Origin of the sequence: Neptuniibacter sp. 2_MG-2023 (assembly GCF_030547495.1) — a bacterium.
Taxonomy (GTDB): Bacteria; Pseudomonadota; Gammaproteobacteria; order Pseudomonadales; family Balneatricaceae; genus Neptuniibacter.
This window is the reverse complement of sequence record NZ_JAUOQC010000001.1, coordinates 408,002-420,618: the sequence shown is the minus strand read 5'-3', so window position 1 is coordinate 420,618 and position 12,617 is coordinate 408,002. Positions and strand designations below refer to the sequence as shown.

The window sequence follows — 12,617 nt, the reverse complement described above, 5'->3', positions numbered from 1 at the left end:
GGTATTTTTATGGTTATTAGTATTTCTTACTATAAGATTTTTGTTTTTTCTGTTTTGTTTTTGATCTTTAATGTCAAAGTTTTAACTGGACTTGATTTTTCTAATGCTATTGAAAAGATGTTTTTTTTGCTAGCTTGTTTTTATTTGTGGTGGTTTGGTAGATTGAATAAATGGGCTATGGTAAGTTGTTTGTTAGTTGTAATTATTTGCCTTTTTTCTGCTTTTATGTCTAAGAATGAAAATTTGGATTATTGGATTTTATTTAAAGCATTGACTCAAATTGTAATATTGTTTTTTTTGCTTGGGGCCGTTGTTGAAGAAAGAGAAAGTTTAAAACTTGCTAAGTTTTTTTGTTTTGTTCCTTTAATATGTATTTTGTTGGGTTGTGTTTACACTGGCGTAGGTATACGTAATTTAATTTCAATTGAATATGTAAGTGGTTTGCCTAGGCTTCAAGGGACTTTGATTCCTGCATATTTAGGTGGATTGTCTATCACGGCTGTTTTTTGTAGTCTTTACTTAGTTCAGAAGAGTGGTTATACGTATTTCTGGCTTGTGGCTTTTAATGCTTTAGTTTTATTTTTAACAGGGGGGAGAATGGCTTTATTTGTTGGTGCTTCCTTATGTATGCTTTATTTCTATTTTAGTTTTAAGTCACAATCTCATCTTAAAGTTTTTCTTACATTATTAGGTATTGGCGGTTGTTTTATTTTATTGTTATTTGGTGGAGGATTGTTTAGTCGGATAACGCAGACTCATTTAAGTGGAAGAGATCTAATTTGGAATTATTTATTAGATCTTATTAATGAATATGAATGGTTTGGTGTGGGTTTTGGTCATCAAATATATTTTGTCCCTGATGAGGTTAAAATATTAACAGGTAATACTATTGGTGCTCATAATGAGTATTTAAGAATTTCATCTGAAATTGGAGTGATCCCTGCTTTTTTTGCTTTTCTTATAATGTTTTCTTTTTGTTTTTATAGAGCGTTCTATTCTAGAGGGATTGGACGTTTAATGATGTTTGCGGGAACTTTTTTGTATGCTCTTTTTTGTTATACAGATAATGCTCTTTCATCACCTCATATTTTTATTTTTATTGTAGTTCTGTTTAATATTTATTCAGGAAGTGGTGGGGATTTTAATAGTAAAAAAGGTAAATTATGAATATTATTGGGCACAATGCTAAGTTAATGTATCGTAGAATTAACCAAGGTTATAAGAAAAGTCATTGTAATGTTTGGGCATGGAATCACCCAAGTGGGAAACCAAATTTTGGAGATGCTTTATTTCTAGATATAGTTAGAGAATTAGCAGGAGAAGGGGCAGGGATGTATGGGGGGGAACGTTTCTTTTACCCTGGAGGTTCCGTTTTGCATTGTGCAAATGAGGGGGACGTTATGTGGGGTGTTGGTTTAAATAACCCGTCTTTGCATTTTTTAAAGAAATTCCCCAAAGATATTATTATAGCAGGAGTGAGAGGGCCTATCACACAGGCATTTGTACAGCATTCTTTAAAAAGAGGATGCCCTCCTGTGATAGGTGATCCTGCTTTTTTGTTACCAAAGCTTTTTTCGGACTATAAAGTTGTTTCTAAATACCGTGTTGGTTATATTCTTCACTATAAAGATAATACTATATTTTCAGTGGGTTCAGACTCGATTTTAATCGATCCGTTAAGAGATCCGAGAATAGTTATTCCTGAAATATTAAGTTGTGATTTTATTGTTTCTAGTTCATTGCACGGTATTATTATAGCAGAAATGTATGGAATTCCAGCAAGATGGCTGAGGCCTGCTTCGATAAGCGAGCCTCCGTTTAAATTTTATGATTACTATTTAAGTACAGGGCGTTCGCCTAAACCAGTATCAACAGTGGGTGAGGCATTGTTGGTGGGAGGTGAAAGAGGGGGAGATTATGATTTTCAAGAGAAGTTAATCGACTCATTCCCATTTGAGCTTTTTTCCGATAATGCGTAGTTTTTTTTATTTAAGAAAAATTAAGTACACAGTCTGTTTTTTTTTAGTTACATTTTCGTCTTTTGTTTTTTCTGAAGATGATCTTAAAATAGTAACATTAGGTACTAGCTTAACTAAACGTGGTAATTGGGTTGCTTCATTAGAAAATGTTTTGGGAAAGTATAAAAGTGCTAACGTTAATGTATTAAATCTAGCAATATCAGGTGCGACTTCAAATGAAGGGGTGGAGCAGTTGGACGAATTATTAGAATATAAGCCAAGTGTTGTGCTAATGGAGTTTAGTGTAAATGATGCTGATTATTTTAGAGGTATAAGTCTTTCTAAAAGTTTAAATAATTTAGATTATATAATAAAAACTATTCGTGCTGACAATGAAGATGTCACAATAATTTTAATGATAATGAATCCTGTATATGGGATAAGATCTTGGATTAGACCTATGCTTGGTGAATATAGGTATAGGCATATGCTATTAGCACGTAAAAATAATATAGAATATTTTGATTTTCGTCCAAGGTGGATGGACATGTATGAAGGGAACTTTAAAAAAGTTATACCTGATGGTTTGCATCCGACGAGTAGAGCTGCGGAGTCAGTTATTGTACCTGTTTTAAAAGGTTTAATTGTAAATAAATGTCTTAATTAAGAATGGCTCTTCGTTTTGATAGTTTTTATTTTCAAATGAATAGTTTCACTTTTAAATTTAATTTTATATTTTGGGTAGGATATTTCACATGATTCCCGTTATTTTATCAGGTGGTTCAGGTACACGTTTGTGGCCCTTGTCTCGAACTCAGTATCCAAAGCAGTTCTTACCTTTAAATAGTCAACTGTCTATGTTGCAAGAAACCGTCTCACGTTTAGGTGAAGTTGAAGATGTGGCTCTGATCTGTAACGAGGAGCACCGTTTTTTAGCAGCTGAGCAGATGCGAGTTATTGGTCAGCCCTGTTCGATTTTTTTGGAACCTGTTGGGCGAAATACAGCGCCAGCTATCGCTTTAGCGGCGCTAGATGCAGTGAGTAAAGGCAAAGGGACTGAGTGTTTATTAATTTTGGCAGCGGATCATGTGATTGAAAATGAAGCCGCATTTCAAGCGGCTGTCTGTCAAGCAGAACCCTTGGCATCAAAAGGTATGCTAGTGACTTTTGGTATCGTGCCCCAACATGCAGAGACTGGTTATGGTTATATTCAAGCAGGTCACACTTTTGAAACCTCCTCAGCTTTTAATATTAAACAGTTTGTTGAAAAGCCAGATTTAGATACGGCAAGAGCCTACCTAGAGTCGGGTGACTTTTACTGGAATAGCGGCATGTTTATGTTTAGAGCCGATCGTTACCTTGAAGAGTTAGGTAAATATCGCCCTGATATTTTACAAGCCTGTCAAAATGCAATGTCTGCGCCTGCACAAGATATGGATTTTATTAGGGTTGATGCTGAGGCGTTCAGTTTATGCCCTGATGAGTCGGTTGATTACGCCGTGATGGAGAAGACTGAATCGGCTGTTGTAATCCCGCTGGATGCTGGTTGGAGTGATCTAGGGAGCTGGTCGGCCCTGTGGGAGCTTAAAGAGAAGGATGCTGAAGGTAATGTGACTGAAGGTGATGTCATTGCCTTAGAGACTCGCGACTCTTTGATTATGTCGAAAGATCGTTTAGTGACGACGCTTGGTTTATCTGACCTTATTATTATCGACACGCCGGATGCATTATTAGTTGCCGATAAAAATCACATCCAAGATGTTAAGAAAATTGTCGCGCAGATTAAAGATGCGGGGCGTAGTGAGTCGTTTCAGCATAGAGAGGTTTATCGTCCTTGGGGTAAATATGATTCCATTGATATGGGCGATCGCTATCAAGTTAAACGTATTACGGTTAAACCTGGGGCTAAACTCTCATTGCAGAAGCATCATCACCGTGCGGAGCATTGGATCGTGGTTGAGGGGACAGCTAGTGTCACTAAAGGGGATGAGACATTTTTGGTGACAGAGGATCAGTCCACTTATATTCCTTTAGGCGAAGTGCATTGTTTAGAAAACCCAGGAAAAGTGGATTTAGAGCTGATAGAGATTCAGTCAGGTTCATATTTGGGTGAAGATGATATTGTTCGTTTCGAAGATAGATATGGGCGTGCGTAGAGGGATTTGTATCCCTCGATAAAATATTTTTATTAAGGAAAAGTTATGAAGGTTGCGATTGCAGGGACAGGGTATGTTGGTTTATCTAATGCGATGTTATTGGCGCAACATAATGAAGTTGTCGCGTTAGATGTGATCCCTGAAAAGGTTGAGATGCTGAATAAGCGGCAGTCCCCTATTGTGGATGTTGAAATTGAGGACTTTCTAGCGAATAAAACGCTCAATTTTACGGCAACATTAGAAAAAGAACAGGCGTACTTGGGTGCTGATTATGTGATTATTGCTACGCCTACCGATTACGATCCAGACACTAATTACTTTAATACAAGTTCAGTTGAGGCCGTTATTCGTGATGTTATGGTCGTTAATCCTGATGCAGTAATGGTCATCAAATCGACTGTACCTGTAGGCTATACCGCGCGTATTAAGGAAGAGCTGGGGTGTGAGAATCTTATCTTCTCACCTGAGTTTTTGCGTGAAGGTAAAGCACTTTACGATAATCTACATCCTTCTCGCATTATCGTGGGTGAGCAGTCAGAGCGGGCTAAGGTTTTTGCTAACTTATTAGTGCAAGGTGCTGTTAAAACCGATATTCCTGTTTTATTTACTAATTCTACTGAAGCTGAAGCGGTTAAACTGTTTTCAAATACCTACTTAGCTATGCGTGTGGCCTATTTTAATGAACTCGATAGTTATGCCGAGACCCACGGCCTTGATAGCCGCCACATTATTGAAGGGGTCGGTTTAGATCCGCGTATTGGGGATCACTACAACAACCCGTCCTTTGGTTATGGTGGTTACTGCTTGCCTAAAGATACAAAGCAGCTGTTAGCTAATTTTCAAGATGTACCGAGTAATATGGTTCGCGCAATTGTGGATGCGAATACTACACGCAAGGACTTTATTGCTGATGCTATATTGAAAAAATCGCCTAAAGTAGTGGGTATTTATCGTCTAGTGATGAAGTCAGGATCTGATAACTTTAGAGCATCAGCGATGCAGGGGGTGATGAAGCGTATCAAAGCCAAAGGCATTGAGGTTGTTGTTTATGAGCCGGTGTTAGAGGACGACACTTTTTTCAACTCGCGTGTTGTTAAAGACTTGAATGAATTTTTGTCTATGTCTGATGTGATTGTCGCTAATCGCCAAGGACTAGAATTGGAACAGGTGAAAGATAAAGTTTATACGCGCGATCTTTTTGGGAGTGATTAACTTGTCGATTCAGTCTATTTTAATCACAGGTGGTGCTGGCTATATAGGTTCTCATACTGTTGTTCAGCTTTTGAGTTCTGGTTCAAACGTTGTGGTTTTGGACAACCTTTGTAACAGTAGTGATGAAGTGTTTAATCGTATCGAAACTATCACAGGTGTGCGCCCTGAGTTTATTGAGGGTGATATTAGAGATAGATCTTGTCTAGATAGGATTTTCTCAGAGTATTCAATTAGTGCCGTTATTCACTTTGCTGGCTTGAAAGCTGTAGGTGAAAGCACTCAAATCCCATTGGATTATTACCAGAATAATGTTTGCGGCACCTTAGTTCTTTGTGAGGCAATGGCCGCAGCGGGTGTGAAGCAGCTTGTTTTTAGCTCATCGGCTACGGTTTATGGTGAAGATGCGCCTATCCCCTATATTGAAACTATGCCTAGAGGTAAGACATCCAACCCTTATGGTACATCTAAGGCGATGGTTGAGCAGATACTAACTGATCTGTGCAAATCAGATGACGACTGGTCTGTTGCTTTGCTGCGTTACTTTAACCCTATTGGTGCTCATCCTTCTGGATTGATTGGTGAAGATCCTAAAGGTATTCCTAATAATCTAATGCCATTTATTAGTCAGGTTGCTGTTGGTAAGCGAAAAGAGCTTTCCATCTTTGGCAGTGACTATCCTACGAATGATGGAACCTGTGAAAGGGATTATCTGCATGTGATGGATCTTGCTGATGGGCATTTAGCTGCCTTGAGCTGCTTAGATTCAACGGGCGTACATATTTTTAATCTAGGCACAGGTAAAGGTTTGTCTGTATTGGATATGGTTAATTCATTTGTGGATGTGACCGGTGTTGAAATTCCTTATGCTTTTGCTGATAGGCGTGAAGGTGATCTACCTGCCTTTTGGGCGGATGCTAGTAAAGCAGAAAGCGAACTGGGTTGGAAGGCTCGCCGGACATTAGACCAGATGATGGAAGATACGTGGCGTTGGCAGTCAAATAATCCGGATGGGTATGTGTAAGAAGTCACCCTCTGGCCGAAGGTGTGTGTTCTTTTTGGGGTTGGGTGCGTAATTCTTCGCTCTGGCACCCGTTCTGAGCATAAAGGTGAGCGCCTATGGGGTGTAGATGTAGGAGGCCTGCCTCTGGCCGAAAGGGTGGTAATCCTAGCGTAATTCATTCGCCCGGGGGGCCGGGCTCCTACAGGTGAGGGTTGGTTTTTGATTGGATTGCGGAGTGTAATCCATTCGCTCTGGGAGCCGTTCGAGCCCCTACAGGTTAAATTACATAGGACATGGAGGTTTTATGGCGAAGATTATTCATCATGGTGCAGTGTCGGGTGTAACAGGCTCCTGCCATCAGCTTTTTATTGATGACGAGCATTCGGTGCTTATCGATTGCGGTATGTTTCAAGGCGCGGAAGCGTCTCAGCTTGAGCAAGGTTCTCTTGCGATTGATTTTCCTCTTAATATTGTTGAAGCGTTGGTTGTGACCCATTGTCATATTGATCATGTGGGGCGTATCCCTTATTTGCTGGCTGCGGGCTTTGATAAACCTATTTATGCAACGGAAGCGACTGCTCAGTTGTTGCCTTTAGTTATTGAGGATGCAATCAAAGTGGGTATTAGTCGTGATCAAAATCTGATTGGTAAAGTGTTGGATCGTCTCCGCGTGTTGTTAAAGCCGTTTCCTTATGATCAGTGGTTTAAATTAACAGATGCTTCTGCGGCTAGCTGTCGTTTTCGTATGGCGGGGCATATTCTTGGTTCGGCTTATCTGGAGTTTGGATTAGGCTCTGAACGTGTTGTTTTTTCTGGCGATCTGGGAGCGCCATACTCTCCTTTATTATCTGCACCTAAAGCGCCTTATAAAGCGGATTGTTTGGTTATTGAGAGTACTTATGGTGATAAAAACCATGAGGGTAGAAAGGCTAGGCGCTCTGAGTTGAAACGTGTTTTAGAGCGATGTTTGTCTGATGCGGGGACGGTGTTGATTCCTGCATTTAGTATCGGGCGTACTCAGGAGCTGCTGTATGAAATTGAAGAGATTATTCATCGGTCCAGCGGTGATTGGGCAGGGTTGGATGTTATTGTTGATTCGCCGTTAGCGGCGGAGTTTACTGAGCACTATAGGTCGTTGCGGAAGCTTTGGGATAAAGAGGCGCGGCGAAAAGTACAAAATGGACGACATCCTTTGGCGTTTGAGCAGTTGATTACGATTGATAGTCACGGGGATCACCAACGCCTGGTTAATCACCTCAAGCGGACGGGAAGGCCTGCCGTTGTGATTGCTGCCAGTGGTATGTGTGCGGGTGGCCGAATAGTGAACTACCTTAAGGCGTTATTATCCGATGAAAAAACAGATATTTTGTTTGTCGGTTATCAGGCGCAAGGTACCCTAGGGCGGGATATTCAGGTGTACGGACCACGAGGTGGTTATGTTTATTTGGATGATGAAAAAATAGATATCCGTGCGGGCGTGCACACTATTAGTGGATATTCTGCGCATGCGGATCAAAAGGATTTAGTTAATTTTGTTAAAAGGATGCGTCATAAGCCTTCCGAAATACGGATTGTTCACGGCGATGATGAAGCGAAGCAAGCATTGCGGATTAAATTAAACGAGATTGTGCCAAACGCCAAGGTTTGGATTCCCCATAGGTAGGAGGTGGGCTCCTACAAGGGCTATTGTAGGCGGTTAGCTTTTGTGGAAATTGTGCTTTGCTGGAGAGTGTGGTCTTGGAAACTACATCGGCATCCTTGCCGACTCTGCATCATCCTAATGTTTAGGTACAGAGGCCCTCGTCCTGAGGGCTAAACATCATCCTTGATGTACTCTGTGGTGCTAGAATAATTTCATTTTTCATTTTGGTATATAAGAAAAATTCCTAATTTTTGGTCGTGTTTTTATGTTAGGGATTTTTTGTATGGGCCGGTTGTGCTTTTATAAAAAAGATATATGTTTTCTTTAAATTGATTAGTTGCATCTAAGGTGAAAGAATTACTACCATCCTAACTTTACTGATGCTCTTTATAAGGTGTTGTTGTGAATAAATTTATGTTTGCCTTTCTGTTGATGGTTTCCTGTCAGGCATTGGCTGTAGATTATTATGTCGTCACTAATGATTTTGTTCGGGTGCGTGAAGCGCCTAGTTTAGAAGGGCGTAGTTTAGTGATGTTAAACAAAGGGCATCTTGTCATTAAGCTGGATGAAAAAGAGGGTTGGACTAAGATTTATTTTCTTGGGCGTGACGAGGTAAACGGTCGAACAGAGGGGTGGATGAGCAGTCAGTTTTTGGTACCAGAAAGTAGTGTTGTAAATAGCACTTTAAAGGAGGAGCTGGTACTTGCGGATAAGGGCGCCGCGTTGAGTTGTGAAAAAGTGATTGGCAATGATTATATTCAAGGGTGCGACCTATATTTAGAATATGCTTTAGTGAAAGGCAGTGGGTTAAAAAAGATCAATGTGAATTGTAGCGCTGAGCTGGTGGCCAAAACAGCTAAGGGTGATTTGATACCTGTGCCGGTGAGTCAAACTTTAGAGCACGTGGTTTCTAAATCCGATGAGCGTTTCTCTATGAATATTTTAATGAAAGCGGATCTTTCTTATCAGTTAATAGCGGTGAATTTGGAAGGGCATCGATGCCGAGTGGTTGGTTCTTTATAGGCATAAATGGATAGCTGGTTTTAGCTGCATCGGCATCCTTGCCGATTCTGCATCATCCTAATGTTTGGTACAGAGGCCCTCATCCTGAGGGCTAAAGCATCCTCCTTGATACACTCTGTGACATTAGAATAATTTCATTTTATATACTCGTAAATAAGAAAAACTCCCTAATTTTTTACTCAATATTTCTTATTCCTTAGTTAAAGTATGGGAGCTTATATCTAAAGGGACCTAGCTTTTTTTAGGAGTGTTTTATGAATAATGTAAGTAAGGGTAATCGCTATAGTGACGCCTATGGCATTGGCGTAAGCATCTTCTAATGAAAAGTGCCTCAAGGGGCGTAATTCGCCTTGAAGGTATTCAAGGAATCCTGCTAAAAAGAACCAAGCTCCCCAGTACAGGAAGGCAGAGATTCTGATGAGTGCAAACCTGCCTATAAATGAGACTCCGCAAAAGGCTACAAAATGACCGACTTTATCTGAATTTTTAAATAGTTCATCCGGTGGTGTCGTGCGAAAAATACCGTAGGTTAATCCAGCTAGTGCGCAGAGAAAAATCAACCATATAATGGCATTATATTTTTTTAGTGGTGCTGTGAGCATCTTTATCGTCCCACGCCGTAGTAGGTGAAGCCAAGGCTATGTAGTATCTCTTTGTCAAAAATGTTCCGCCCATCAATAATTAACGGATGACGCATTCGATTTAGCATCTCATCGTATTCAGGTGACCAGTATTCAGACCATTCTGTTAATAAGAGTAGGCCGTCACTGTTTTGGAGGGCTTGGTAACAGCAATCGACTATCTCTAGTCGTTCGTGGTTATTAAAGTACTGGGCGATATTGCTACCCGCTTCTGGATCGTGAACCTGAATCTTGCAGCCTTGGGCTAATAAAGTCTCGATCACTTTTAGACTTGGTGCATTATCAATACTGGCAGTACCTGGTTTAAATGATAGCCCCCAAATGGTCACAGTTTTATCTTTTAAATCACATTCGTAATGGCGCCAAAGCTTACGGAAAGGCTGCTCTTTCTGTTTCTCGTTTTCTGCGAGTACTGTATCGAGTAGTTTAGAGTTGCGGTTGACTTCCATTAACTCAGAAAGGCCTTCGATATACTGTTGGAAATGAAGTCCGCCAAAACCACAGCCTGGATGTAAGTAGTGTGGGCCTATGCGAGGATCGCTTATCATTCCTTCGCGGATGACTTCAATATCCACTTCAAGATGATCTGCTAAGTTAGCTAGTTCATTAATGTAACTTAGTCGTAATGCGAGCATCCCTGTGTTGGCGAATTTAGTGAATTCAGCCTCTTTAGGGGTCATTAGCATCCATTGCTTTAGCGATTGGCTAAACGGGCGCATAAGGGCTTTTATATTGAGCAAGGCCCAATTATTACTACAGCCGACAATAATGGTTTCAGGATTTTTGAAATTGTTAAGGGCTGAGCCTTCAGCGAGCATATCAGGTAGATAGGCAAGCGCTTGATTATAAGGCTCATATAGCAGTGCTTGTAGTTTGTCTGTGCTACCAACACCAAAGTTGGATTGGTTGATAATGAGCAGGTTGCTTGGGTGTTCAGCGGCGAGCTTTGTGCATAATTCGGCTGCTATATTATATTCATCTGGATTGAGGGAAATGATATGTGTTGCTGGCGTGAGACCGTCTTCGGCCGTTACTGATTGTAAACGTTCAGAACGAATAGCTTCATCAATACAATGTTGTAAGCCGGGTTCGTTACTGATTTTAAAGGCGATCTCGTTTTTGTTGCCTGCTTGGTCTAATCCTGTAACTATTTTTACATGGTTTCCGCTTTCTGCTAAGGCTGCCGCAGATGTCCATGCTGGCAGTTCATTACCCCATATCGTGATTTTCATATTACTTATTCCTCATCGAGATATGTTGTAAGAGGCCTTGTGTCGATGCGTCGAAATCCTCGGTTGATGCGTTTGGTGATAAAGCATCCAATAAGGTTGTGGCCACTTTTTTCCCTAGTTCTACGCCCCATTGATCAAAAGGGTTTATATCCCATATTACTGATTGGACAAAAACTTTATGCTCATACATGGCAATGATTTGTCCGAAAGTGTGGGGTGTGAGTTCATCAAGTAATAACGTTGTGCAGGGTTGATTACCTTTGTAGCGTTTGTAGGCCGGTGCATTTTCAGCGCCCTTGATAACGGTGTCGCCTAAGGCAAGTATGCGTGATTGTGCTAAGCAGTTGGCAAGGTTTAGCTGGTGTTGATGCATTAATTCTGAATTGTCGGTGTCGTGATAGCGTTTGGCTGCGACAATAAAATCACACATGACTGATTCTGTGCCTTGATGCAGTAGTTGGTAGAATGCATGTTGTGCATTTGTGCCTACTTCGCCCCATAAAATTGGGCAGGTATTATAGTCAGTGGCTTTGCCTTTTCGAGTAACTGATTTACCGTTACTTTCCATCTCTAACTGCTCTAAATAGGCAGGAAGGTGATTTAATCGGCCGTCATAAGGGAGTATTGCGTGGGCATTAATGTTCAAGAAATTAATGTTCCAAATACCAACCATAGCAATAAGTACAGGGAGGTTTTGTTCTAAAGGTGTCTCTCTGAAATGGATATCCATATTGTGAGCACCTGCAAGTACCTCTCTGAACCCTTTCATGCCTAGTTTTAATGCAATCGGTAGCCCGATAGTGGACCACATGGAGTAACGGCCTCCGGTCCAGTCCCAAAATGCAAGCTGGTTTGATTTAGGAATTCCCCAGCTGAGAGCTTTGTCAGGACTAGCAGATACGCCAATAAAGTGCCGAGAGACTAAAACTTCTTCGCTGGCTGTATTGCCTGCTTGCTTAAGCCACTCTTTTGCTGTGTTCGCATTTGCTAATGTGTCGATTGTTGTAAATGACTTCGAGGAGATAACAAAGAGTGTTCTGGCTGGATTTAAGTGGCTCAGTAGGTCGGCAAGTTGGCTGCCATCCATAGATGATACAAAGTGAACCGTTAGATTTTGGGCTTCTTCTGGCTGATACTCAGCTAGAGCTTTGCAGGCCATAAGGGGGCCTAAATCCGAACCACCAACACCTATATTAACGACAGTGTTTATGGAGTGTCCTGTAAATCCTCGCCATTGGCCTGAATGGATTTTGTTGACAATGGCTTCCATTCGTTCAAGGTTTTGATGGACTTCTTCAATTATTTCGACGCCATCAACCTCTAAAGTTGTGCCTTTAGGTGTGCGTAGGGCTGTATGTAAGGCTGGACGATCTTCAGAATCATTAATGTGATCACCCTTAAAGAGTGATTCGATCCAGTTGGGTAGATCGCGCTCTTTTGCGAGTTCAATTAATAGGTTGAGTGTCTCGTCGGTGATTCGCTGTTTTGAAAGGTCCAGAAGAAGATTGTCTTGTGTGAAGCCAAATTGAGCAAAACGATTCGGCGACTCACTAAATAAAGTACTGATATGCGACTGTGACATATAGTAAGCGTGGGACTGTAGGTCCACCCAAGCTGTTGTCTCTTTTGGTGACATGTAGATTCCTTTTTATGCTTGGTACTTATTCAAAACTTTATCTGTAGATTATACCCTACAGATAAAGCGTTCCTGAATAATGCAGCTCACCCTATATTTGTCGGAAGGAGTGACTAT

General features: G+C 40.9%; 11 protein-coding genes. 8 read left to right on the top strand and 3 right to left on the bottom strand.

Annotated elements, in window-relative coordinates:
• Positions 1 to 9: 9 nt before the first annotated feature.
• The 8 genes from Q4486_RS01925 (at position 10) to Q4486_RS01890 (ending at position 8,991) form a co-directional block, all read left to right on the top strand.
• Positions 10 to 1,167 carry an O-antigen ligase gene (locus Q4486_RS01925; RefSeq protein ID WP_303517935.1) on the top strand — a complete coding sequence of 386 codons (1,158 nt, stop codon included), beginning with the start codon at positions 10 to 12 and terminating at the stop codon, positions 1,165 to 1,167.
• Positions 1,164 to 1,979, top strand: coding sequence for a polysaccharide pyruvyl transferase family protein (locus tag Q4486_RS01920; RefSeq protein ID WP_303517932.1), 816 nt, complete (start codon positions 1,164 to 1,166; stop codon positions 1,977 to 1,979). The genes Q4486_RS01925 and Q4486_RS01920 overlap by 4 nt, the downstream gene beginning before the upstream one ends.
• Positions 1,972 to 2,625: an SGNH/GDSL hydrolase family protein gene (locus tag Q4486_RS01915; protein ID WP_303517929.1), complete on the top strand. Its 654-nt coding sequence runs from the start codon at positions 1,972 to 1,974 to the stop codon at positions 2,623 to 2,625. The genes Q4486_RS01920 and Q4486_RS01915 overlap by 8 nt, the downstream gene beginning before the upstream one ends.
• Positions 2,626 to 2,713: 88 nt before the next feature.
• Positions 2,714 to 4,114 (top strand): mannose-1-phosphate guanylyltransferase/mannose-6-phosphate isomerase, encoded by a 1,401-nt coding sequence (locus tag Q4486_RS01910; protein ID WP_303517925.1) that lies wholly within the window; start codon positions 2,714 to 2,716, stop codon positions 4,112 to 4,114.
• 45 nt (positions 4,115 to 4,159) lie between these two features.
• Positions 4,160 to 5,326, top strand: a complete 1,167-nt coding sequence (locus tag Q4486_RS01905; RefSeq protein WP_303517923.1) for a nucleotide sugar dehydrogenase — start codon at positions 4,160 to 4,162, stop codon at positions 5,324 to 5,326.
• Between the two features lies 1 nt (position 5,327).
• Positions 5,328 to 6,347: a UDP-glucose 4-epimerase GalE gene (gene galE / locus Q4486_RS01900; protein ID WP_303517922.1), complete on the top strand. Its 1,020-nt coding sequence runs from the start codon at positions 5,328 to 5,330 to the stop codon at positions 6,345 to 6,347.
• Between the two features lie 283 nt (positions 6,348 to 6,630).
• Entirely contained in the window at positions 6,631 to 7,989 is a 1,359-nt protein-coding gene (locus Q4486_RS01895; protein WP_303517920.1) for an MBL fold metallo-hydrolase RNA specificity domain-containing protein, read from the top strand.
• 381 nt (positions 7,990 to 8,370) lie between these two features.
• Complete coding sequence (locus tag Q4486_RS01890) at positions 8,371 to 8,991, top strand: SH3 domain-containing protein (protein ID WP_303517917.1); 621 nt, start codon at positions 8,371 to 8,373, stop codon at positions 8,989 to 8,991.
• 221 nt (positions 8,992 to 9,212) lie between these two features.
• Here the strand turns inward: Q4486_RS01890 and Q4486_RS01885 are convergent, their stop codons facing one another.
• The 3 genes from Q4486_RS01885 to pgi are packed head-to-tail and all read right to left on the bottom strand — an operon-like array spanning position 9,213 to position 12,500.
• The gene (locus tag Q4486_RS01885) at positions 9,213 to 9,593 is read right to left on the bottom strand and encodes a hypothetical protein (RefSeq protein ID WP_303517914.1); all 381 of its coding nucleotides are present in this window, start codon (positions 9,591 to 9,593) and stop codon (positions 9,213 to 9,215) included.
• A gap of 2 nt (positions 9,594 to 9,595) precedes the next feature.
• Positions 9,596 to 10,864, bottom strand: coding sequence for a nucleotide sugar dehydrogenase (locus Q4486_RS01880; protein ID WP_303517911.1), 1,269 nt, complete (start codon positions 10,862 to 10,864; stop codon positions 9,596 to 9,598).
• Between the two features lies 1 nt (position 10,865).
• The gene (gene pgi, locus Q4486_RS01875) at positions 10,866 to 12,500 is read right to left on the bottom strand and encodes a glucose-6-phosphate isomerase (protein ID WP_303517908.1); all 1,635 of its coding nucleotides are present in this window, start codon (positions 12,498 to 12,500) and stop codon (positions 10,866 to 10,868) included.
• Between the last annotated feature and the right edge of the window lie 117 nt (positions 12,501 to 12,617).

Bases quoted from the DNA above. Each gene is read 5' to 3' on its own strand.
- Q4486_RS01920 (WP_303517932.1), top strand. From the start codon at position 1,164: ATGAATATTATTGGGCACAATGCTAAGTTAATGTATCGTAGAATTAAC.
- Q4486_RS01885 (WP_303517914.1), bottom strand. From the start codon at position 9,593: ATGCTCACAGCACCACTAAAAAAATATAATGCCATTATATGGTTGATT.
- Q4486_RS01905 (WP_303517923.1), top strand. From the start codon at position 4,160: ATGAAGGTTGCGATTGCAGGGACAGGGTATGTTGGTTTATCTAATGCG.
- pgi (WP_303517908.1), bottom strand. From the start codon at position 12,500: ATGTCACCAAAAGAGACAACAGCTTGGGTGGACCTACAGTCCCACGCT.
- Q4486_RS01925 (WP_303517935.1), top strand. From the start codon at position 10: ATGGTTATTAGTATTTCTTACTATAAGATTTTTGTTTTTTCTGTTTTG.
- Q4486_RS01895 (WP_303517920.1), top strand. From the start codon at position 6,631: ATGGCGAAGATTATTCATCATGGTGCAGTGTCGGGTGTAACAGGCTCC.
- Q4486_RS01910 (WP_303517925.1), top strand. From the start codon at position 2,714: ATGATTCCCGTTATTTTATCAGGTGGTTCAGGTACACGTTTGTGGCCC.
- Q4486_RS01915 (WP_303517929.1), top strand. From the start codon at position 1,972: ATGCGTAGTTTTTTTTATTTAAGAAAAATTAAGTACACAGTCTGTTTT.
- Q4486_RS01880 (WP_303517911.1), bottom strand. From the start codon at position 10,864: ATGAAAATCACGATATGGGGTAATGAACTGCCAGCATGGACATCTGCG.